The 23,287-nt window shown below is 42.9% G+C and carries 16 protein-coding genes; all 16 read left to right on the top strand.

From position 1 onward, the window contains the following. The first annotated feature begins 36 nt into the window (after positions 1 to 36). The gene (locus NQ564_RS17510) at positions 37 to 1,956 is read left to right on the top strand and encodes a transglutaminase domain-containing protein (protein WP_129650310.1); all 1,920 of its coding nucleotides are present in this window, start codon (positions 37 to 39) and stop codon (positions 1,954 to 1,956) included. A 338-nt stretch (positions 1,957 to 2,294) separates the two neighbouring features. Continuing rightward, positions 2,295 to 2,363 (top strand): hypothetical protein, encoded by a 69-nt coding sequence (locus NQ564_RS19435; RefSeq protein ID WP_327198136.1) that lies wholly within the window; start codon positions 2,295 to 2,297, stop codon positions 2,361 to 2,363. Between the two features lie 54 nt (positions 2,364 to 2,417). Then, the gene (locus tag NQ564_RS17505; RefSeq protein ID WP_129650308.1) at positions 2,418 to 3,473 is read left to right on the top strand and encodes a BF3164 family lipoprotein; all 1,056 of its coding nucleotides are present in this window, start codon (positions 2,418 to 2,420) and stop codon (positions 3,471 to 3,473) included. Positions 3,474 to 3,480: 7 nt separating this feature from the next. Beyond that, positions 3,481 to 4,344, top strand: a complete 864-nt coding sequence (locus tag NQ564_RS17500; protein WP_129650306.1) for a DUF1573 domain-containing protein — start codon at positions 3,481 to 3,483, stop codon at positions 4,342 to 4,344. Positions 4,345 to 4,568: 224 nt separating this feature from the next. Then, positions 4,569 to 4,799 carry an NVEALA domain-containing protein gene (locus tag NQ564_RS17495; RefSeq protein ID WP_008153062.1) on the top strand — a complete coding sequence of 77 codons (231 nt, stop codon included), beginning with the start codon at positions 4,569 to 4,571 and terminating at the stop codon, positions 4,797 to 4,799. A 57-nt stretch (positions 4,800 to 4,856) separates the two neighbouring features. After that, positions 4,857 to 5,918, top strand: a complete 1,062-nt coding sequence (locus tag NQ564_RS17490; protein WP_008153064.1) for a BF3164 family lipoprotein — start codon at positions 4,857 to 4,859, stop codon at positions 5,916 to 5,918. 196 nt (positions 5,919 to 6,114) lie between these two features. Beyond that, on the top strand, positions 6,115 to 7,962 hold the full coding sequence (locus NQ564_RS17485; protein ID WP_227963180.1) for a discoidin domain-containing protein: 1,848 nt from the start codon (positions 6,115 to 6,117) through the stop codon (positions 7,960 to 7,962). 102 nt (positions 7,963 to 8,064) lie between these two features. Next, a complete protein-coding gene (locus NQ564_RS17480; RefSeq protein WP_008153067.1) occupies positions 8,065 to 8,304 on the top strand; it encodes an NVEALA domain-containing protein in 240 nt (79 codons plus the stop codon). A 173-nt stretch (positions 8,305 to 8,477) separates the two neighbouring features. Beyond that, positions 8,478 to 9,428 (top strand): 6-bladed beta-propeller, encoded by a 951-nt coding sequence (locus NQ564_RS17475; RefSeq protein WP_317135401.1) that lies wholly within the window; start codon positions 8,478 to 8,480, stop codon positions 9,426 to 9,428. 8 nt (positions 9,429 to 9,436) lie between these two features. Beyond that, positions 9,437 to 10,300: a signal peptidase I gene (gene lepB, locus NQ564_RS17470; protein WP_129650304.1), complete on the top strand. Its 864-nt coding sequence runs from the start codon at positions 9,437 to 9,439 to the stop codon at positions 10,298 to 10,300. Positions 10,301 to 10,320: 20 nt separating this feature from the next. Beyond that, positions 10,321 to 12,285 (top strand): transglutaminase domain-containing protein, encoded by a 1,965-nt coding sequence (locus NQ564_RS17465; protein WP_021862177.1) that lies wholly within the window; start codon positions 10,321 to 10,323, stop codon positions 12,283 to 12,285. Then, positions 12,282 to 14,054, top strand: coding sequence for an O-antigen ligase family protein (locus NQ564_RS17460; protein WP_129650300.1), 1,773 nt, complete (start codon positions 12,282 to 12,284; stop codon positions 14,052 to 14,054). Before NQ564_RS17465 ends, NQ564_RS17460 begins: the two co-directional genes overlap by 4 nt. A 68-nt stretch (positions 14,055 to 14,122) precedes the next feature. Beyond that, the gene (locus NQ564_RS17455; RefSeq protein ID WP_008153080.1) at positions 14,123 to 15,187 is read left to right on the top strand and encodes an efflux RND transporter periplasmic adaptor subunit; all 1,065 of its coding nucleotides are present in this window, start codon (positions 14,123 to 14,125) and stop codon (positions 15,185 to 15,187) included. A 54-nt stretch (positions 15,188 to 15,241) separates the two neighbouring features. After that, positions 15,242 to 18,382 carry an efflux RND transporter permease subunit gene (locus NQ564_RS17450; RefSeq protein WP_008153081.1) on the top strand — a complete coding sequence of 1,047 codons (3,141 nt, stop codon included), beginning with the start codon at positions 15,242 to 15,244 and terminating at the stop codon, positions 18,380 to 18,382. A gap of 47 nt (positions 18,383 to 18,429) precedes the next feature. Next, complete coding sequence (locus NQ564_RS17445; protein ID WP_050771078.1) at positions 18,430 to 19,875, top strand: TolC family protein; 1,446 nt, start codon at positions 18,430 to 18,432, stop codon at positions 19,873 to 19,875. 13 nt (positions 19,876 to 19,888) lie between these two features. After that, positions 19,889 to 23,161: an efflux RND transporter permease subunit gene (locus tag NQ564_RS17440; RefSeq protein ID WP_129650298.1), complete on the top strand. Its 3,273-nt coding sequence runs from the start codon at positions 19,889 to 19,891 to the stop codon at positions 23,159 to 23,161. The last annotated feature ends 126 nt before the right edge of the window (positions 23,162 to 23,287 follow it).

Here is a 23,287-nt window from a genome sequence, read left to right as displayed (position 1 = left end):
TTACCTTAAATAAAAGGAGAAATAATCAGAAAAAAGATGAAACGTATCATTTTGCTATATTTATTATTGTCTGTATTATCTTCTTGTTCCTTTTTCAAAGACAAACAACCGGAGTTGTCTTTTGCGATGGAATATGCGGATAGTAATAAAAAAGAATTAGAGCAGGTTTTGAAGCATTATGCAAATGATTCTTTGAAATTAGAAGCCGCCAAATTCCTAATACGCAACATGCCGGCACATTTCTTTTACCAACAAGGAAGAGAAATGGACAGTATCAAGCACGTCTTGACATTTACAGACTCACATCATTACCTTGATCCAAAGCACATCCAAAAATGGGGAAATTATTCCTATGTGGATTTACCGAAAATCCATGATGTCCAAATAATAACAGCCGAGTATTTGATAGAAAACATTGATTTAGCATTCGAACAATGGCATAAACGCCCTTGGGGAAAATATCTTTCCTTTCATGATTTCTGTGAATACTTGTTACCCTACAGGGTAGGGAATGAACCGTTGGAAAATTGGAGAAAATTATATTCCGCCACTTTTAGTCCATTGCTTGATTCGATTTATACGGGAAGTGATGTTCTTGAAGCAGCCAACTTGGTGAGAAACATATTAAAAGAGCCTCAATTTCGACATTGTACAGCTTTTTCATTGCCAAATCTTGGAGCTCTTTACTTAATCGACAATCGATTCGGAAACTGTAGAGATTTTGCCGACCTTTTTACTTATGTATGTCGCTCTATCGGAATCCCTTGCATGGAAGAGACTAACGTACGACATTACCATACATGGAATGTTATAAAAGATACAACAGGTATGGACATCCCTTTCTGGTATAACACTTGGACTACATTCCGAGGAGATACTCGGATCGGAGACTTCAGATGTGGCAAAATATACCGCAAAATGTATGCCTTACAAATAGAAGAAGCACGCAAATACGTAGCTAAAAAAAGAAAGTTATTATATCCCTATTATAAAAATGCTTACCTCAAAGATGTAAGTGCTGCTTACTACAAAGATACACTGTCCATTAACCTGAAAAAAAAGGAAAAAGGGAGTTTTGTCTATCTCAGTTTTTTCGATTCCAGACAATGGTGGAGTTGTGGCGTAACCATATCTCAAAATGGGGTAATACAGTTTAATAACGTAGAATCCAATATGATGTATGCTTTACACGAATATGAAAGGCAAGGCTACAGACAAATTTCTTACCCGTTTTTGTTCAATAAAGGGAAAATAGAAATCTTTAAGCCCGATACAATGAGATCCAAACAAGTTAAATTATACAGGAAATATCCACACTCAGACTGGTCGCGTTACTATTTACGACAAGTAAAAGGCGCCTCATTTGAAGGTTCTAATCAAGTTGATTTCAACAATAAAGAAGTATTATTTAGAATAACGGAAGAATCGCCCATTGCCTATAACTCCATACTATTGCCTAAGCCCGTAAAATATCAATATATCCGCTACCAAGCAAGCACAAAACAAATTATCGATTTAAGCGGCATTAATTTATACAACCAAGGTACTCCCGTACACCCGAAACTAATATCCGGATGTGAACCGGAGAGCATAAAACCTATTTCCAAACTTCAATCTATAATAGACAATGACCCTTTAACATATTTTACCGCCCAAAATCCAGGAGGACAAGTAACATTAGATTTAGGAAAACCTAAAACTATTGACCAAATCGTCTTTTTTTCTCACAATGACGATAATTACATCCGTCCCGGAGACCTATATGAATTATTTTACAATGATGGACCAAATGGTTGGATTTCGTTAGGAAGACAAATAGCCGATACTGTCTATTTGGAATACCGTGTACCAGACCATGCTTATTTATGGCTAAGAAATCACACAAGAGGTCATGAGGAGCAAGCTTTCTATATTAAAGACCGGAAACAGATATTTCCAATATCGCCATGGTGGTAAGAACAACACGGCACAATTTCAGATAAACTACAATACGCCCCTTTTTATCGTTTTTCTATTTTACCTGAAATATTGCTTCATTTTCATCTGGCACTTTATGCGATTGAACTGTTTCACGCAATCAGAATCAATACGCTGGAAACATTTCGGAAATATTTAGCGGAAACATTAAAGTGTTTCCAAATTTCATGAGTTGTTTTTAAATCTTAGATTACTTTTGCAGAGAAAAAAAATACAGTCATGAAAAAGAAAACACTATTAAAACTGCTTTTCACAGCAAGCTGTTTATTGGCAGCCTACTGTTTGTTGAACAACCGTGAAACAATGGCCTTGACCAGTTGGCATTCCAAAATATAGAAGCTTTGGCCCAAGGCGAAAATGATGCGGATGCCGATTGCTTTGGTTGATTGCAGAAGTTACAAAGTAGAATACAAAATATCAGGTCTTAGTTTAGAATAACCATGAAACGTTTTGCATACATATTATTAATAGGTATCAGTGCGATAATCTCCTGTACCGATTCTCCCGGTCCCCACTATCCCCGATATTCAACTTTTCCCCATGAAAAGGCAATAAGTGCGCGGGTGATCGAACTGGACACTGCCCTCTTCCGCTACCCATTCCGGGTAGCGGTTAAAGACAGTATGGCTATTGTAATGGATTTGCATAACGCCGATTACTATTTTCATGCCTTTACCTACCCCGATTGGAAACATATCGTTTCTTTCGGGAAACGGGGGGAAGGACCGGAAGAGATGCTTTCTGCCGAAACATTCCAATTTGATTCGCCCGATACGATATATGCTCTCGACGCAAACAAAATGCAAATATCGCGTTGGGCCGTCTCTGCAGGAAATCGTTCAGCCACAAGACAAGAAGTAATACCATTGGATAAAAGTTTGGTTCGTTCTTTGGACTTTTATGCCACAGATTCCTGTTTCCTCATCCCCGACTATTTAGGGGAACACCGTTATTGGCAAGTCGACTACAGTGGTAAACCTATCAAAAGCATCGGTAAAATCCCCACTGAAAAAGATTTTGCAACGGAAAATCGTCCGGCATTGGCTCAGGCATGGCGTAGCTTTATTGATTACAACCCTCATAATGGTATATTGGCAATGGTCACTCAATTAGGGGAATCCATCGAAATATACAACACCAAAGAAAATACCCATACCGTATTATATGGTCCGAACGGCGAGCCCCAGTTTAAAAGCGTCAAAGGCGAAGGCTTCCCGACCGGAATTATGGGATTCAGCGATATTGTTGTCACAGACCAACACATTTACAGTGTATTCCAAGGTGTACATTTCAAGGATAAATTAGCTTCTCACCAACGGGGCGAAAAGCCGGAAGACGGAGGACGTTATATATATGTATTCGACCTGAAAGGGAATCCCATACAAAAATACATCTTAGACAAACCCATATACGGAATCGATGTAAACGAAAAAACAAAGACGATCATCGCCACATGTGTAGAAAGTGATGAGCCGATCATGGAATTTAAAATATAACGGTTAAATGAAAAAACAACTCTACATCTTACTACTTCTTTCTTTGTTAACCGCTTGTAAAGAGAATAACAAAGAAAAGTTCGCTCAGTTGGTTCAGGAATGGCAAGGGAAAGAGATCGTCTTTCCACAGGATATGGCGTTCACCCGTTTTGTCACCGAGCCGGTGGACTATCGGATACCCGATGCGGAATATAAAGTGCTGGTTTACGTCGATTCGGTCGGGTGTACCAGTTGCAAACTGCAATTGCCGAAATGGAAAGAGTTGATCGCCCATGTCGATTCGGCAACAAACGGCAACGTTCCGTTCATCTTCGTCTTCCAGTCAAAAGACGACCGTGAGTTGCGGTATATGCTGAAACGTGACAACTTCGACCGCCCGATCTGCATCGACCGAAACAATCGGTTCGATGAGCTAAACCAATTTCCGCAAGATATCACCTTCCAAACCTTCCTGCTTGACAAGGACAACAAGGTGAAAGTAATCGGCAACCCTGTACATAACTTGGCAGTCAGGGATTTGTATCTGAAACAGATAACCGGTATGCAACATCAAGAAGCATTGCCCAAGACAACCCTCGAAACAGAAGAGGCTGAATATGACTTAGGAACGGTCAAAGAGGGAACCACCAAACAGCAAACGGTCACCGTCCGAAATACCGGAACAAACGTCTTCAAGTTGAAAGGCTTCACCACCTCTTGCAACTGCACCGAAGCAACCTGCGACTGGAAAGAACTGCAACCGGGAGAGAGCGGAACAGTCACGGTCAGTTACGAAGCAGAACAGCCGGGAGATTTTTATCGAACGGTGGAGATATATGGAAATATTTTCAATAACTCGCTGATGGTGAGTTTTATCGGGACAGTTAAATAGAACAATTAACTGGAAAAGAAAGGAGTTCCTGCCTACAGACTCACGAACTTTAGCAGAAACTCCCGGACTTTTCCTCATTCAATAACTAATAAAGAAGGAGGTGACGGCAAAAGTACTAAATTTGAAACAAACGACAAAAGGGTTAGAAATCACCCGTCCTGGGAAATGATACCGGACAAAGAACTGAGACAAACGAATTTAAAACCCATCAAAATAATACTAAAATGGGAAAGAAAATTATCGGCGTTATCGCTTTTGCCGCAATCGCCGTAGCGGCTGGCTGGAATTATCAGCAGAATACAAATGAGGTTGAACTGTCTAATTTGGCATTGGAAAATGTCGAAGCTCTAGCTGATCCTGAAGTAGAAGTTGGTGTACCTTGTATCATGACTTCTCAAACATGTTACGAAATTAATGATGATTTAGGTCACACAGTCATTCCAGGTTACAAATAATTCATTATTAACTTTACAAGGAGTTCTCAGAACTCCTTGCTCCTAATTATCTGACACATGAAAACTATAAGTTCTAAAATATTCATATTTGCAATTATATTTACTATTTCTTGTAGCCATAAAGAAAAAGAACCTAAAGAATATTTCAAGAAGGTGTTTAATATAGAATCAAACAAATTAAATGTAGATACTTATAAAATAAACTCATTTGGCAGAATAATTCCATTTGAAAATCAACAACTCCTTATCAAAGAAAATTATATGGGAGAATCTTTATTAGACCAAATATATTATACAAAAGACAGTATTCGCTCTTTAGCTCAAATCGGTTCTGGTCCGGATGAATATATTATGCTTCGCTTAATGCAAAAAGCAAATAGTGAAAAACTAAAGATGTTAGATATCCAAAAAAAACAGATCATTACAAAAGATTTAAACGGAAATACATCTAATATACTAAATTTACAGCAGATGCCATTAGCTGCTATACAGATAAATGATAAATATATTATATCTGGACTAATGAACAGAGACGAAAATGATGATAAAAGATACGCCATACTGAATAGTAAAGGAGAATATATAAAATCATTCGGAAGTTTCCCCAACGACAAAAATGAATCTGAAATAAAAAGCAGAGTGCTTGCATACCAAGACTATATGGTTTGTAACCCAAGTATGAACAGATTTGCAACCGTTTGTTCATCCGGAGCTATATTCGAATTGTATCAAATAGATACAACTCCCCAACTGATAAAAAGTTATCATGACATATACCCTGTGTACATAAATGATAGTCGCCCAGGATACAATAGCATCAGGCACGGAAAGGAGAATATCATTGGATATACGGATATTTATGCAACTGACAAATATATTTATGCATTATACTCTGGAAAAAAATTAGAGGTACATAATAATGAAGGAATGATGAATGCAAAACTTACAAATGATATTTTCATCTATAATTGGGATGGAGAACGTATTTGCCGCTTGGTTTCCGACGTAAAGTTATTCAACCTTTGTGTAACCGATGATAATCAGAAGTTAATTGCTTTGGGGTGGAAAGATGACTTCAATCTGTATTCATTTGATTTATCCTCAATAAATATAAAGTAAACAACAAAAACATATGCATACTCGAATTCTTTCATATCTGGCAATTTTTTTATCCTCTTGTTCCTACTCAGAGAACAAGTATTTCGAATATGCATTAGAACTTGCAGACAAGAACGCAAAAGAATTGGAAAGTATACAGAGACATTATCAAAATAATAAAAAGAAATCAACAATGTCCCTTTTCCTTATCAACAATATGATTGGAAAACAAACTGTTGACAGTAAGTCTATTGAAAAATCTCAATTATATTTCAATTCCTTTATCATATATTTCAATACTCAAGGACGATACAAAAACGACATCCAATATATAATTTGCGATAGTATCAAACAACTATATCCCTATGCTGAATCACATCCTCGATATCTGTCGGATCTTCAGCATATATCCGCTGATTTCCTAATCCGCCACATCGACTATTGCTTCCATATCTGGCAACAATATCCATGGTGTAAAGACATTGACTTTGACACATTTTGTAAATACATTCTTCCATATACGACAAGCAACTGCTATTGGGAACAAGCTGCGGATTTCTTTGAACAGAAATATGCGACATTAAGAGACTCCGTTTGCCATAAATCATATAAAGAAATCGGCAAAATCATTGCCGAGGACATAGATAAGACATTCGTTCAAAACTGGGTACTTTTTTCACAAAAGCATAAAGGATTGCTTCCCACCACCTTTGAAAACCTTGCAAAAGCACAGATCGGGACCTGCCTGGAAGCAAATATCTATAAAATCGCTGCATTACGGGCAAACGGTATTCCGGCAGCTTTAAATACTTTTCCCAACTGGGGTAATGCCAATTCTCCCCATTTCTGGACGGAAATAATCGGAGATGAACACATTGAGAAATTGTACGATAATACCCAACGGCCATACATTTCAGATAGTGATATACTGGTCGACAATATATTCTGGAAAAACACCTACAGCCCGACAGTAAAAGATACACTCCCCCATGTTTCCATACAATACTGTAGAACGATTCCAAAGGTGTACAGGATTAATTATGAAATACAACAAAACTGTTTGGCACTCAGAGCAAAAGAAGAAATTCCCGATTTCTTCAGGAACCCGGGAATAGAGGATATTACGGATAAATACATCGTGTGCAAAGACATCGAAGTTCCCCTATGGGACAACAAACACAAAAAAGAATATGTCTATTTATGCTGTTATGACGATAATAATTGGATTCCGGTATGTTGGAGCATCCCAAGAAAAAAACAGGCCTTATTTACTAAAGTCGGTGTGAATATGCTTTATCTGCCGGCTTACTACGAAAACGGGGCAATCATCCCGGCAGGAAATGCTTTTATTCTCAAAGAGAATGGAGAATTAAAATGTTTTTCTGAAGAAGCAGACAAAAAGGAAATATCTGCAACATTCTACTCGAAAACTCCATACCGCCTACACACTGCATTGCAAGCCGCCGGAACGGTCGGAACCCGTTTTTCCGTTTGCAACAAGAAAGATTTGTCAGACAGTCTGAATGTATATACGATTGAGAAACTACCTTTTTATGAAGACAGTTTCAAAATCCCGACAAACAAGAAATACCGCTATTTGGTTTGCGATTTTCAAAACACTCCGGCTTTCCAAGATGCTTATTCCATTGCAGAAATAAAGATTTTCGGAAAAAACCGGCAACAGTTGGAAGGGAAGCTGACAGGAACAAAAGGAATAAGTGACAATAAACTCGAAAACGTAATGGATGAAGACAGGGTCTCGTTTTATCAACCTGATAAATCAGAGAAACGCCAATATATCGTTTTCGACCTCGGCCAACCTCGTGAAATCGAAAAGGTCGAGTTTTACCCAAGGAGCGACGACAACAGAATCGTCACCGGAGAATTATATGAATTATTCTATTGGGACAAGAAATGGATTTCATTAGGCCGGCAATATGGTAAAGAAAACAGGCTGGCATTTCATAATATACCTCAAAATGCCCTATTCCGCATTCATAACCATACGCGGGGAAAAGAACATAGGCCGTTTACTTATGAGGAGGGTAAACAGGTGTGGTGGTAAATTTATAGAAAACAAGAAAGAGGTTGGAATCACCTGTTCCGGGAAATGATACTGGACGAAAGGTTCAAATAATAGAATTCAAATTCCTAAAAACAAAATAAAATGGGAAAGAAATTTTTTGGCGTAATAGCCTTTGCAGCCATTGCCGTAGCGGCTGGCTGGAATTATCAGCAGAACAAACAGGAAGTGGAATTGTCGGATTTGGCACTTGCTAATATAGAGGCTTTAGCAAGATATGAAGATGACGAATGTCCTAACGGATGCCTCACCGAATATGATGAAAAAGGATGTTGGTGCTATAGATATTATCCAAATGTGAAAGAAAAAGACTGGACACGTTAATAAAAAAATTGCGTTAGTGCTTTATTCCCTCTCTAAAGTATTTGTAGGGAGAGGATCTGCACTAACCTCTTTTTAATGGAATATATAGAAACTAAAATATTAGTGATATGCAAAAAAATATATACATATTATTATTGTTGTTGTTCGTTTTTTTTTCGAGTTGTACAAAAAAAGTGGCAACAGAAGTTTATCAAAACAAACGTGACAATGTCGTTAATCTTCACAGTAAAGTTAAAGAAATAGGAACAGAAGATGTTTTAATCAATCGATACTCACAACCCTTTCTACTTGACCGGTATTTAATTATAGGGGATTATGTCTCAAAAGACAGCCTTGTGCATATATTTGATAAATATGATTTCAAGTATATTTGTAGCACTGCTTTCTTGGGGCCTGGTCCTACGGAAATCACAAGTTTTGGTTCTGTCTGTATTAATGAGGATGACCGGGAATTTTATATTTCAGATTATGGTAAACAAAAAATATTCACTTACAAGCTTGACAGTGTACTTTCAAATCCCCTCAATTATATACCTACAGTTAAAGTGAATTTGAATCAAGAACAAATACCCAATAGATATTATTACATAAATGATTCACTATGTTATGCTTCTATAATAACACCGACCGGTCGTTCCGGTTTTAATCAATCTGGGGCAATTTGGAATATGATGACCGGGAAAATTACACAGCTCAAATACACTCATCCGGAAATAGAAAAAAAACGTGTCAATATTGCAGTATCCATAAAAAATAAAACATTTGTAGAGTGTTATGATCATCATGATTTAATGACCATATATGATTTGGAAGGGAATTTAAAATGCAATATATATGGTTCTAAATGGAATAACAAAACCTCTAATAAACAAAAATATTATGGTTCTGTGATCTTTGCCAAAGATAAAATTGTAGCCTCTTACTCTGACGGGAGAGATAATTTCGGTAAACAAAGCAGGCCTACAACTTTATTAGTCTTTGACTTAAAAGGCAATTATCTTAAAACAATAGAAATAGGATACAATATATTGGAATTTTGTTACGATGAAGAAAACAATCGGATTATCATGTCTTTTGACGATGATATACAATTGGGTTATTTAGAGTTAGATAATATTGTGTAATAATCTATATGAAACGATGGATTGACATCCTATTGGATTTTTTCCTTGCCGTGGTGGGGTTGGCTATTCTTTGGGTTTTCGCCCAAGTCTTCCTCTTCGCCTCCTTTCATATCCCCAGCGACTCGATGGAGCCGGAGCTAGTCGAAGGGGATTTTGTAGCGGTCTGGAAACCGGTGCTCGGTGCACGACTATTCAACCTCAACGCAACATTGCGATTGGAGCAAGTCGAAATCCACAGGGTTTCCGGATTCCGCAATATCGAAAGGAATGACATACTGGTTTTCAACTTTCCGCATCCGAACAATTGGGACAAGATCGAGATGCACATTTTGAAGTACTATGTCAAACGATGCATCGGACTGCCGGGAGACACACTTTCCATCAAAAACGGTCAATTTCGAATAGAAGGAGTAAACGAACCGCTCGGAAACATCGCGTCACAACAAAAAATCGGACAGACTTCACCAGAAGAGTTTCCGGGTGGTGTATATCGCAGTTTCCCGTATGATTCCATTATCGGTTGGAATATTCAGAACTTTGGGCCACTCTATATACCTAAAGCCGGTGACCAGTTACCGATGAGCCGGAAGAACTATCAGTTATATCATAAACTAATCTCTTGGGAACAAAAAGCTAAAGTCGAATATAAAGATTCAACCGTTTTCCTTGATGGCAAACCAATAAAAGACTACTGCTTTCAGAAAGACTATTATTTCATGGCCGGAGACAAAGGAGAAAATTCGCAGGATTCACGTTATTGGGGGTTACTACCGGAGGAATATATTGTCGGGAAAGCAGCTTTCATTTGGAAATCGGTTGACCCCTACACCGGTGAATTTCGATGGGAACGTTTCTTTAAAGCAATACACTAATTAATCTCAATACGAAAAATATGAGTACGATTTTTTTTATATGCCTCCTTATTTTATTGTCATCCTGTACTTTTAATAAGGATAACCGGCTAGAATATGCTTTACGATTCGCCGAAAGCAACAGGACAGAATTAGAAAAAGTGCTCGATTATTATTCCACAGACCCTGAAAAACTGGCAGCAGCCCGTTTCCTTATCGTAAATATGCCATATCATTATGGTTATGAATGTTGGCAACAGGACACTATTAAACAAATATTGGCCGATGCTGTTAAAAGAAAATCCGTTTACGGAGAAGACTTACTGATTATAGATAAAAAACATCTGGATAAATGGAGTTCCTATTCGCATTATTACGGAGAAAAAATATATGACTCCAAAATAATAACTGCCGATTATCTGATCGAAAACATAGACCTCTCTTTCGAAGTCTGGAAGAAATATCCGTGGAATAAGCATCTCTCTTTCGATGATTTTTGCGAGTTTATCCTCCCTTACAGGATAGCCAATGAGCCACTCAGCAACTGGCGAAAAAAATATTATGAACACTATATGCCCAAGTTGGATTCCCTTTATAAAGGAACGGATGTTATCGACGCATGCAGCGCTGTCAACCAGGTTCTCAAAAAAGAATGGTTTTATTATAATACAGATTTTTCTCTGCCCCATCTCGGAGGCGATTATCTTTTCACCACCCGGGTAGGATATTGCAGGGATGCTTGCGATGTGGCAACTTATGCAATGCGATCGGTCGGGATTCCTATCACAACAGACTATTATATCTACTCGCCGGATCTAAGGACCTGGCATTGTTGGAATGTAGTCAGGGATACCACAGGCCAGTGTTATCCTTTCTGGTATACAAAAGATGAGGTGGTACGCTCCGTAGCCAATGACGGCAGGCGCAAAGGGAAAGCATACAGGGATTGTTACGGCATGCAGAGCGGGCGCTTCAAAAAGTGGGCAACAGATAACACCGTACTTCCTTTTTTCAGGAATTGTTTTGTCAAAGATGTCACGGACAATTATTCGGGGCTGAATGAAATTTCTTTACCGATAGCTGTCTCAGGGTGCAAATATGCGTATCTCGGAATATTCAAAAATGGAAGTTGGGAGCCTGTCGATATTGCACAGATTGAAAAAGGACATGCAGTTTTTCATAATATCGAGCCGGATATTGTATTCCAGCTTTTATATGTGAATAATGGTAATATCAAAACATATGGCTATCCGTTTGTTTATGACAAGCAAAGAATTATCTATTTCAAACCGGATACGTCGCAACAAGAAATTGCTTGTTTAAAAAGGAAGTATCCCTTTCAGGAGTATCTTTTTAAATATCTGAACCGAAATGTCATAGGAACTACAATAGAAGGCAGTAACTCTGTATCAGGCATAAAACAACTGTTATATCGGTTCACCGATACACTCTTTACAAACCGCAAGGCTATTTCATTCAGCCAGCCGTGTCAATTTCGTTATTTACACCTGAATTCACCTATCGATCATAGGGTGGAACTGGCAGAATTTGTTGTTTTCCGCGACACTTCCGAGACTCAAGCCATTCCTCTACAGTTATACCGCAATGTGGAAGGATTATATCCTACAGACCAATACTCTGCCAAATGTGTGTTGGATGGCAATCCGCTAACTTTTTTCAGGTCTCGAGAAGATAATGCGACATTAATCTTTGACATGGGAAATGTGACTGAATTCAAGAAAATACTGGTTATCCCCCGAAATGATGATAATTTCATCGAACCCGGAGATCATTATGAATTATTTTATCAGAATGGATCGGACGGATGGAAATCTTTAGGACAGCAAATTGCAAGTAGTAAAGAATTGTATTTCACCGTACCTCATGGGGCGATATTCTGGCTTCGTAACTTAACAAAAGGGCATGAAGAACAGCTATTTTTTATACAAGAAGGGAAACAAGTTTTTTCCTGTGACATTAATTTTTCAAAAGAGAATGCATCATGAATTTAAAGCTACTACATATATTTCTGCTTTCCACTGCCGGGATATTCCTACTCTGCACGCCGTTCATAAATATGACAGAACTGGCAAACGGACTGGTGACCGGGAAAATGTGCTGGTTCCATCTTGCCATGCTTTTCTTTTCGGTTTGCGTCTTTCTCATGATGTCAACCCAAAAGGGAACTGCTATTACCTCTACATTTTCGGATCTTTTGGTATTATTCTTTGCTGTCATTGTTCTCATAACGTACAAGTGGAGTCTTAACCCGGAGCCGGAAAAGTTACTATTTGCAGGCCAGTTGGTTATTCTATGGTTTTTGCTACGGTATATATTGACAACATACCGGGAACTTAAATTTTTTTTCTTGTTTACCTTGATGCTCACCGGACTGGTCGAAGCCGTTTGGGGAATGCAGCAATTGCATGGCCATGTCTATTCCCATCATTCTCTTTTCCGGCTGACGGGTTCTTTCTTTAATCCGGGTCCCTATTCCGGGTATCTGGCGGTCGTGCTGCCGGTTTGCCTGTGGACAGCGATGCGGTTTCAAAAGGGGATGCACTATTTCGGCTGGGTATGCGTAGGGGCCATCCTGGTTGTCTTGCCTGCCGGGATGAGCCGGTCGGCCTGGGTGGCGGCGGTTGTGGCTTGCGGGTGGGTGTATTGGGCGGAACGGATCGGATGGGAAAAGACGAAAGCCATATATAGTAGGTATAAGAATGTAGCGGTTCCATTCTTCGCAATTGTAATCCTATTGGCCGGTTGTGCTTTTGCCGGGCTATACGGTCTGAAACGGGATTCGGCGGACGGACGGTTGTTGATGTGGAAAGTGACGGGAAAAGCGATAGCCGGACATCCGGTTACGGGAACAGGTCTGGGAGGGTTTCCGGAGGCGTATGCTGAAATGCAGGGGCAATATTTCGGGACGGAGGAGGCGACCGATAAAGAGAAACGGGTAGCCGGATGCCCCGAATATGCATTCAATGAATATTTGCAGATCGGGCTGGAACAAGGGATCGGGGGATGGATCGTATTCGTGTCGTGGCTGGGGAGCATGATGTACTATGGAATCCGGAACAGGCAGCATGGAGCGGTCGGAGGTGTGTTGGCACTGGTAGTGTTTGCAATGTCGTCCTATCCGTTGCAGTTGCCGTCGTTTTGGGTGGCGCTGATGTTTTTGGGGGCGGTATGCGTAACGGAAGAGGGGACGCAGAGGGCACGGATTTTCGCAGAGAAGTTGTTGACCGGTTTGCTGGCATTGACGGCTGTAGGTCTGTTTGTCGGGCAGAAAGGGAACTATGAGGCTTATCGGAGGTGGGGACGGATGCAGATGCTTTATAACAATAAGGCGTATGAATCGGTTGCGGAAGATTACCACAGCTTGCATGACAAGTTGAAGCATAAACCGGAATTTTTGTTCGAAGAGGCGCAATGCCTCAGTAAAACGGAGCAATACACGGAAGCGATACAGGTTTTGGAACGGGCGAAGCGGCTGAGCGGAGATCCGATGATCCGGTATATGATCGCCAAAAACCGGCAGGCACTCGGTGACTACCGGGAAGCGGAAAGGGAACTGCTTCAGGCCATCGAAATACTTCCGGAACGGTTGTATCCTTACTATCTGTTAGCCAAACTATATGCAGAGCCAGAGTTCTATCAGGAGGATAAATTCCGGGCTGCCGCCGGTGCCGTACTGACCAAAGAACCGAAGGTCGAAAGCACCGCTGTCAGAGAAATGAGAACGGAAATAAAAAAGATATTAGAAAAAAAGTAATTACGAAAGGCTCGTAACTAAAATATGTTTGTATATTTGCGAAACAACTTTGATAAAAACAATAAAATATGAAATACTACAAATTGTTTGCCATACTGATTCTGACTGGGATGATGTCTTGCTCCGGTGAAAAGAAAGAGAAAGATTCCGAAGAAAGCGTAGAAACCGTTCTGCCGGACGAGACAAACGAGGTGACGGTGATGAAGTTGAATACTACTGATTTCAACCACGAACTGATCAGTAACGGCAAACTGTCAGCCCGAAACTTTGTCGACCTAAAATTCGAATCGGCAGAACCGATCGCCAAGATATATGTGAAGAACGGCGATCGCGTGACGAAAGGGCAAAAGCTCGCAGAACTCTCTACCTTCCGCCTTGCCAACAAGACAGCGCAAGCCAAAGATGCACTCGAACGCGCCAAACTGGAACTGCAAGACGTACTGATCGGACAGGGTTACAAACTGGAAGATTCTACAAAAGTACCGCCCGCAACCATGCAGTTAGTCAAGGTAAAAAGCGGGTATGACCAGGCACTGATCTCTTGGCAGCTTGCCGAATACGAACAACGAAACGCAGTCCTGACCGCCCCTTTCGAGGGTGTCGTCGCTAACCTGTTCGCCAAACAGTTCAACACGGCTTCTACCTCCGATGTTTTCTGTTCCATTATCGATACCCGCACATTGGAAGCCGCTTTCACAGTTTTGGAAAGCGAACTGCCGCTTATCAAAACAGGCGATCGTGTAGAGGTAGCTCCTTTTGCCTTGTTCGATGTCACGGCTGACGGCCGTATATCCGAAATAAACCCGCTGGTAGACAAAGACGGGATGGTACAGGTGAAAGCTGCCGTAAACGATAAAGGTCAGTTGTTCGAAGGGATGAATGTACGAGTAAGTATCCATCGTTCGCTGGGTAAACAGTTGGTCGTTCCCAAAAGCGCTGTCGTACTCCGTTCCGGCAAACAGGTTGTATTCACATTAACGGAAGACAAAGCATACTGGAACTATGTACATACAGGGTTGGAAAACGCAGACAGCTACACGATCGTCGACGGCCTGAAAGAAGGGGATACCGTGATCACAAGCGGCAACATCAATCTGGCTCACGAGGCACCGGTCAAGGTAATTGAAAATTGACAATGGACAATTCATAAATCATAATTTATAAATCATAAATCATAGTTCTAATACATGATAAAGTTTCTACTACAACGCCCTATCGCGGTATTGATGGCTTTTACGGCTTGCTTTATCGTGGGACTGGTTACCTACTTCACCATTCCGGTGTCGTTGTTGCCGGATATTGCAATTCCGGAGATCACCGTACAGGTGTCCGGCCAGAATACTTCGGCACGCGAACTGGAAAACACAGTAGTAAAAACCATCCGCCAACAATTGATGCAAGTTGCCAGCCTGCGTGATATCCATAGCGAGACACGCGACGGAGCTGCCATCATACGCCTCAACTTCGATTTCGGGACGAATACGGACCTGGCTTTCATCGAGGTCAACGAGAAGATAGACGCAGCCATGAACTATCTGCCGCGTGAAGTAGAACGTCCGCGGGTAATCAAAGCCAGTGCAACCGACATTCCGGTGTTCTGCCTGAACTTGACTTTAAAAGGTGAAAGTGGAAAGGTGAAAGGTGAAAGTGAAACGGCTACACAAAACAACTCTCAACTTTCAACTTTCAACTCTCAACTAAAAAACGACGCTTTCCTCGACCTTTGCCAATTTGCCGAAACAGTGATCAAACGTCGGATCGAACAACTGCCCGAAGTGGCGATGGTAGATGTGACGGGGGTACTGAAACGGCAGTTGCAGATCGTTCCGGACATGAAACTGCTGAAAATGTCGGAAATCACGCTCGACGACCTGGAGGCGGCACTGACATCCAATAATATCGAACCGGGTAGCATGACCGTACGCGACGGCTATTACGAGTACAATATCAAGTTCTCGACACTGCTGCGCACACCGGAAGATGTCGAGAATATTTATATCAGGAAAAATAACCATATCTTCCAACTGAAAGATTTGGCACGCATCTCCGTCGTGCCGGAGAAAGAGACCGGAGCCTCCCTTTCCAACGGGAAACGGGCGGTAACACTGGCCGTAATCAAGCAGGCGGATGAAAATATGGATAACATGAAAGAGGCATTGGCAGAAGTGACGGATTATTTCGCTTCCGTTTACCCGGACATCGATTTCAGCATCAGCCGTAACCAAACGGAATTACTGGATTATACCATCTCGAATTTGAAACAGAACTTGTCGCTGGGATTCCTTTTTATTTGTATCGTAGCCATCCTTTTCTTAGGGGATATCAAGAGCCCGGCAGTAATCGGGTTAAGTATGGTGGTAAGCTTGGTTATCAGCTTCCTGTTTTTCTATCTCTGCAAGATGTCACTGAATATCATTTCTATCTCCGGGCTGATCTTAGCTTTGGGTATGATGATCGACAGTTCGATCATCGTAACAGAAAACATCACTCAATACAGGGCACGCGGGGATTCGCTGGAAGAGGCTTGCAATAAAGGAACGACCGAGGTAATCACCCCGATGCTGAGTTCCACTTTTACAACGATTGCCGTTTTCGTCCCACTTGTGTTCATGAGCGGAATAGCAGGAGCAATCTTCTTCGACCAGGCCTTTGCCGTCACCGTCGGACTGATGGTTTCCTATTTCACGGGAATCATGCTGCTGCCGGTACTTTATAAACTGGTATACAGCATTCCGGATATCAAACACAAGGGTTTCAACATGCGGATCAACAATCTGGTGAAAGAGCATACATTGGACCGTTTCTATGATGCCGGAGTCGATTTCATATTCCGTCACAAAAAAGCGACCTTAATTTTTACAGCAGTTACAATTCCACTATGTGCTGTCCTGTTTTACGAAATACCGAAAAGCCGTATGCCGGAGATTGATCAGAACGAACTGATCGCCCATGTGGAATGGAACGAAAACATCCACATAGATGAAAATCAGTTTCGTGTCAGCCAGTTATTCGCATCTATCGACAATCAGGTGAAAGAACACACGGCCTATGTAGGCCAACAGCAGTTCTTGTTGAACCGGGACCGTGAAATGTCGGTTTCCGAAAGTGAACTGTATTTCAAGACGGAGAAACCGGACGGAATCGCTCCTTTGCAGAAGTCAGTCGAAGAATGGATCAGAGCCCATTATCCGATGGCTGTAATCTCCTTCTCACCTCCCGAAACGGTATTCGAAAAACTGTTTGTGACGGGTGAGGCCGACATTGTCGCCGAATTGTACACCCGCAATAAATCCGAAGCGCCGGAAGCCTCCGTCCTGCATAAGATAGAACAGCAAATCGAGACGAAAACAGGGCATACACCTGTCGGCATCACCTTCGACAACCAGTTGAACATCACGATAGACAGGCAGAAACTTCTGCTTTATAACGTCGACTACAACGAAGTATACCGGTTGCTGAAAACAGCATTCAAGGAGAATGAAGTAGCAACGCTCCGCTCCTACCAGCAATATCTGCCAATCGCATTGGCCGGGGAAGAACAAACGGTTAACGAGGTCTTACAGAAAACATTGGTAAACACTGTTCCCGACGCGGAAGGCAACGTACGATATATCCCGCTGCAATCCCTGGTGCGTGTCACTCCGGGAGAGGATCTGAAAACGATCACGGCAGGGAAAAACGGAGAATACATTCCGTTCAGTTTCTATGATATAGACAATGCCGGACAGTTGATGGAAGACGTGAAAAAAGAGGTTGATACCGACTGGGATATTGATTTTTCAGGCAGTTTCTTCTCCAACCGGCAGATGCTGAACGAACTGGTCGTGATTTTGTTCATTTCGATCCTGCTGATGTATTTCATCCTGGCAGCCCAATTCGAAAGTTTCCTGCAACCGCTCATTGTGCTGCTCGAAATCCCGATCGACGTGGCCGCCTCCTTACTGGTACTGTGGATATGCGGCCATACTATGAACCTGATGAGCGCCATCGGTATCGTCGTGACCTGCGGTATCATCATCAACGACTCCATCCTGAAACTGGATGCCATCAACGAACTCCGCAAAGAAGGAGTCCCACTTATGGAAGCCATACATGAAGCCGGACGGCGGCGCCTGCGTCCTATCATCATGACATCATTAACGACAATATTCGGAATGGTTCCGCTGCTTTTCACATTCGATATGGGTAGTGAACTTCAAAAGCCGCTCTCCATCGCCATGATCTCGGCCATGCTGATCGGTACGGCAGTCAGCCTTTTTGTCATACCGCTGATATACTGGTTCATTTATCGCAAACATGACATTAAAAAATTGAAAGTTGAAAATTAGAAATTATGGACAGAAAATTCGTTTATAGATACATCATCACTTTGCTGATGCTCTTATGCGTACTTCCGGGAAAAGCACAGCTCACGCTGACACTGGAACGGACTATCACACTGGCAGCAGACAGTTCGCTGGACGCTTTCCGGTACAAGAACATGTACCTGGCCGGATACTGGGAGTACCGGACCTACAAGGCAGGCCGTCTGCCGAGCCTTACCCTGAATCTGACACCGGCACAATACCGCCGTTACTTCACTCAACGATACGACTCGGAAGCAGATATCGACGAATATCGAAAACAACAATCGTTTTATGCGGGCGGGCAATTGGAGATCGAACAAAATTTCGACCTCTTAGGCGGTACGTTCTATTTGGATACGGATTTGGATTATATGCGCTATTTCGGCGACCGGACCTATAACCAGTTCTCATCGGTTCCGATCCGCCTCGGCTACCAGCAAGATTTATTGGGATATAACGCTTTCAAATGGGAACGGAAAATCGAGCCGTTGAAATATGAGAAGGTCAAGAAAGAGCTATTATATAATGTAGAGCAAATGAGCGAACAGGCAACGACCTATTTCTTCGCCCTGGCAATGGCACAGGTGGAATACGATCTGGCCAAGGAAAATGTCGCCACTACCGACACGCTATACCGGACAGGGCAGGAACGGCATAAGATCGCTTCTATCAGCCAGGCAGACTTGCTGACACTGAAATTGGATGCAGTAAACGCACGCAACACATTGAAAAATGCGGAAATCGCCCTGAAACGTGCCATGTTCAGCCTCGCCTCTTACCTGAACTTCGACAAGAATACGGAAATACGCCTGCGCCTCCCGAGCCGTCCACGCGATATGGAAATCTCTGTCGACAAGGCGCTCGAACTGGCACGTGCAAATAATCCGACCTTCCTGGAACTGCGCCAGCAAATATTAGAGGCTCAGCAGCAGGTAGACAAGACTAAGAAAGAAGCGATGTTCAACGCTCAGATCAATGCCAGCATCGGGTTCAACCAGGTGTCCAAGAACATACAGGACGCCTACAAAAATCTGCAACAGCAGGAAATCGTCTCTTTGTCCGTTTCGATCCCGTTGGTGGACTGGGGCGTACGAAAAGGGAAGCATAATGTCGCCAAGAATAACCTGCTTGTCACAGAAACATCTGCCAAACAAAAAGAATTGACAGTCGAAGAAGACGTGATTATGACAGTCGGCGATTTCAATATCCAGCAGGCCCTGATCGGAAGCGCCGAAGAAGCAGTAGACCTGGCAGAGACAGCCTATAGTGAAACCAAGCAGCGCTTTATGATCGGAAAAGCAGATATCAACAGTCTTACCCTGTCGCTAAACCGCCAGCAGGAGGCGCAGCGAAACTATATTTCGGCTTTGCAGAACTACTGGCTAAGTTATTATAAGATCCGAAAATTGACGTTGCATGACTTCGAAACGGGGATTTCTCTTTCGAACGAGTTCGAGTATAAGTACGGATTGTAACAAAGAATGAATAATGAGTGCATCTCCTAAAATATCCTCTTTCACCATCATCGTCACCTTCCTTTGCGTGGCGCTGGCGGGAATCGCTTTCATACCGCTGCTACCGATCAAGCTATCGCCGTCGCGCACGCTGCCGCAGCTGACTATCAGCTATAACATGCCAGGCAATTCGGCACGCGTGATAGAGATGGAAGTAACCTCACGGCTCGAAGCAATGTTAGCACGCATCAAAGGGATCAAGGAGATCAATTCCACCTCCGGCAACGGATGGGGATATGTCACGCTCGAGTTGGACAAGCATACCAATATCGACGCCGCCCGTTTCGAAGCATCTACCATCATCCGGCAGACATGGCCCAGCTTGCCGGACGGACTGAGCTATCCGGTTCTGGAAATGAGCCGGCCGGACGATAAGGAAGCACGGCCCTTCATGAGCTACACACTGAATGCGGCAGCCACTCCCATATTCATTCAACGCTTTGCCGAAGATCAGATAAAACCCCGCCTAAGCGGGATTCCCGGCATCTACCGCATCGATGTCAGCGGCGCCACCCCGATGGAATGGCGACTGGAATATGACAGCCGTCAGCTGGCAACGTTAGGTATCAGCATCCCGGATATACAGAAAGCGATCAGCCAGTATTATCAAAAAGAATTCTTAGGGACCGGGAACGTGGAAACTCAGTTGGCAACTTCGCGCGAAGGAGGACAAAACAGCCAGTGGATACGTCTCGCTTTGGTTCCTGAAAACGAAACAGATGGATTCAACCCATCGCTTATAACCGTCCTGAACAAAGACGGCAAGCTGATCCGCCTGGACCAACTGCTAAAAGTCACCCGCCAGGAAGAGGCTCCGCAGAGTTATTACCGTATCAACGGTTTGAATTCCATCTACCTGTCCATCCGCGCCGAGGAGACAGCGAACCAGCTGGAACTTGCCAAACTAGTAAAAGCCGAAATGGAACATATCCGCACCTTGCTTCCTCCCGGCTATGAAATACATACCAGCTATGACGCTACCGAATTCATCCGGGACGAGCTGAACAAAATTTATGTCCGTACAGGGCTCACCGTCCTGATCCTGCTGATGTTCGTCTTGCTGATCACACGCGAACTAAAATATCTGTTTCTGATTGTCATCAGTCTTTCGATCAACCTCTGTATAGCAGTCATCCTTTACTATCTGCTAGGGTTGGAAATGCAGCTTTATTCGCTGGCCGGCGTCACAATCTCGCTTAGCCTGGTGATCGACAACACAATCGTTATGACGGAGCATATCCGAAACCGACACAACCGGAAGGCCATCCTGTCCATACTCGCAGCGACCTTGACAACGATGGGTGCACTGGTCATCATCTTCTTCTTAGATGAAAAAATACGCCTCAACTTACAGGATTTTGCAGCTGTCGTCATCATCAATTTAGGAGTTTCCCTGTTAATCGCGCTTTTCCTGGTTCCCGCCCTGATCGATAAGATGAACCTGGAATGGAAAAAAAGCGGGAAAAAGAAAACATCCGGAGAAGAGACCGGGCCTACATGGAGAAATCGGATCAGGAAAAGGACGAACCATTTTCTCAAGCGTTTCCCCGTCTACTACAACCGGTACTATCAATGGCAAATCAACTTCCTCTGCGGATGGAAGAAACTGGCATGTTTCATTTTACTGTTAGCATTCGGCATTCCGGTTTTCCTGTTACCGGAGAAAATCGAATACGACACGAAAGACAAGAAGAAGGTCTACACGGCAACAGATTCCCTGCTGATCGAGAAATATAATAAATTCGCCTCTAACGAGACGTATAAGGAAAAAATCAAACCCATCGTCGATAAGGCGTTAGGCGGAACCCTGCGCCTGTTTGTCCAGAAAGTATATGAAGGAAGCTACTTCACCCGCAACGAAGAAACAGTTCTGTCTGTCAGCGCATCGCTCCCGAATGGGACGACCTTGTCACAAATGAATACCCTGATGGGACGAATGGAGGCCTATCTCAGCACCTTCAAAGAGATACGGCAATTCCAGACCAATGTCTACAGTGCACGTCAAGCCGGTATCCGTATCTACTTCACGAAAGAGAGCGAACGGAGCGGTTTCCCATACACCCTGAAAAGCAAGATTATCAGCAAAGCGCTCGAGTTAGGGGGTGGCAGCTGGCAAGTCTACGGCTTGCAAGACCAGGGATTCAGCAACGATGTACGCGAAGGAGCCGGCTCTTTCCGCATCGAGATGTACGGTTACAACTACGACGAGCTGTACGAATGGGCCGAACGGCTGAAAGCCAAGTTGCTCACCCACCGCCGCATCAAAGAGGTGCTGATCAATTCGGAGTTCTCATGGTGGAAAGACGACTATCAGGAGTTCTACTTCAATCTCAACAAAGCCCGGCTGGCCCAGGAAGACATACAGCCGATCGACCTGTTCGCCTCCATCAACCCCGTTTTCGGGAAAGACATTTATACCGGGACGATCGTCGTCAATGAAGAGACGGAGAAGCTGAAACTCTCCTCCCGCCAGTCACAGGAATACGATGTATGGAGCATGCAGTATGTCCCACAGACGATCGACGGCAAGCCTTACAAGTTAGCAGAGCTTGCCAGTGTCGAAAAAGGACAGATGCCGCAAAAAGTCTGCAAGGTAAACCAGCAATATCGCCTCTGCCTGCAATACGAGTATATCGGGGCTTCTAACCAAGGAAACAAGATACAGGAACGCGACCTGAAAGAAATCAACGCCATACTGCCGATGGGATATACAGCCAAGTCGGACAGCGCTTACTGGTACTGGGACAAGAAGGACAATAAACAATATCTTCTGTTATTGCTGATCATCGTCATTATCTTCTTTACCACCAGCATCCTGTTCAATTCGCTGAAACAGCCGTTGGCCGTTATCTTTGTGATACCGATCTCCTACATCGGCGTATTCCTCACGTTCTATTGGTTCAAACTGAATTTCGACCAAGGAGGATTTGCCTCCTTCGTCCTGCTGTGCGGTATAACTGTAAACGCAAGTATCTACATTTTGAATGAATACAACCAAATCCGGCAGCGTAAGCCGCTAATGTCGCCCTACAAGGCATATCTGAAAGCCTGGAATGCGAAGATCACCCCCATTTTCCTCACAGTCGTTTCGACCATCTTAGGTTTCATTCCGTTCATGTTAGGCCCGGATAAGGAAGCATTTTGGTTTCCACTGGCCGCCGGTACTATCGGCGGGCTCGCCATGTCCATCTTGGGGATCTTCCTCTATCTGCCTCTTTTCACATTGAAAAAACAACCCGAACCTTAACTCCTACCACTCAAATAGAGATTATCGTTTCTCGTTAAAATATTTTGTATGCCCGCCGTTTGTACATTGTCAACAAAATGTCAACTCTAACATCTGCTCTTCAATAAAGCAAAATCTACTTTTGCA

It is taken from the genome of Parabacteroides johnsonii DSM 18315 (genome assembly GCF_025151045.1).
GTDB lineage: Bacteria > Bacteroidota > Bacteroidia > Bacteroidales > Tannerellaceae > Parabacteroides > Parabacteroides johnsonii.
The sequence above is the reverse complement of the archived record's forward strand: the minus strand, read 5'-3'. Positions and strand labels throughout refer to the sequence as shown.

What these genes read in the sequence shown, in the direction of transcription:
- NQ564_RS17510 (WP_129650310.1), top strand. Translation starts at nt 37, where the DNA reads ATGAAACGTATCATTTTGCTATATTTATTATTGTCTGTATTATCTTCT.
- NQ564_RS17505 (WP_129650308.1), top strand. Translation starts at nt 2,418, where the DNA reads ATGAAACGTTTTGCATACATATTATTAATAGGTATCAGTGCGATAATC.
- NQ564_RS17500 (WP_129650306.1), top strand. Translation starts at nt 3,481, where the DNA reads ATGAAAAAACAACTCTACATCTTACTACTTCTTTCTTTGTTAACCGCT.
- NQ564_RS17495 (WP_008153062.1), top strand. Translation starts at nt 4,569, where the DNA reads ATGGGAAAGAAAATTATCGGCGTTATCGCTTTTGCCGCAATCGCCGTA.
- NQ564_RS17490 (WP_008153064.1), top strand. Translation starts at nt 4,857, where the DNA reads ATGAAAACTATAAGTTCTAAAATATTCATATTTGCAATTATATTTACT.
- NQ564_RS17485 (WP_227963180.1), top strand. Translation starts at nt 6,115, where the DNA reads ATGATTGGAAAACAAACTGTTGACAGTAAGTCTATTGAAAAATCTCAA.
- NQ564_RS17480 (WP_008153067.1), top strand. Translation starts at nt 8,065, where the DNA reads ATGGGAAAGAAATTTTTTGGCGTAATAGCCTTTGCAGCCATTGCCGTA.
- lepB (WP_129650304.1), top strand. Translation starts at nt 9,437, where the DNA reads ATGAAACGATGGATTGACATCCTATTGGATTTTTTCCTTGCCGTGGTG.
- NQ564_RS17465 (WP_021862177.1), top strand. Translation starts at nt 10,321, where the DNA reads ATGAGTACGATTTTTTTTATATGCCTCCTTATTTTATTGTCATCCTGT.
- NQ564_RS17460 (WP_129650300.1), top strand. Translation starts at nt 12,282, where the DNA reads ATGAATTTAAAGCTACTACATATATTTCTGCTTTCCACTGCCGGGATA.
- NQ564_RS17455 (WP_008153080.1), top strand. Translation starts at nt 14,123, where the DNA reads ATGAAATACTACAAATTGTTTGCCATACTGATTCTGACTGGGATGATG.
- NQ564_RS17450 (WP_008153081.1), top strand. Translation starts at nt 15,242, where the DNA reads ATGATAAAGTTTCTACTACAACGCCCTATCGCGGTATTGATGGCTTTT.
- NQ564_RS17445 (WP_050771078.1), top strand. Translation starts at nt 18,430, where the DNA reads ATGCTCTTATGCGTACTTCCGGGAAAAGCACAGCTCACGCTGACACTG.
- NQ564_RS17440 (WP_129650298.1), top strand. Translation starts at nt 19,889, where the DNA reads ATGAGTGCATCTCCTAAAATATCCTCTTTCACCATCATCGTCACCTTC.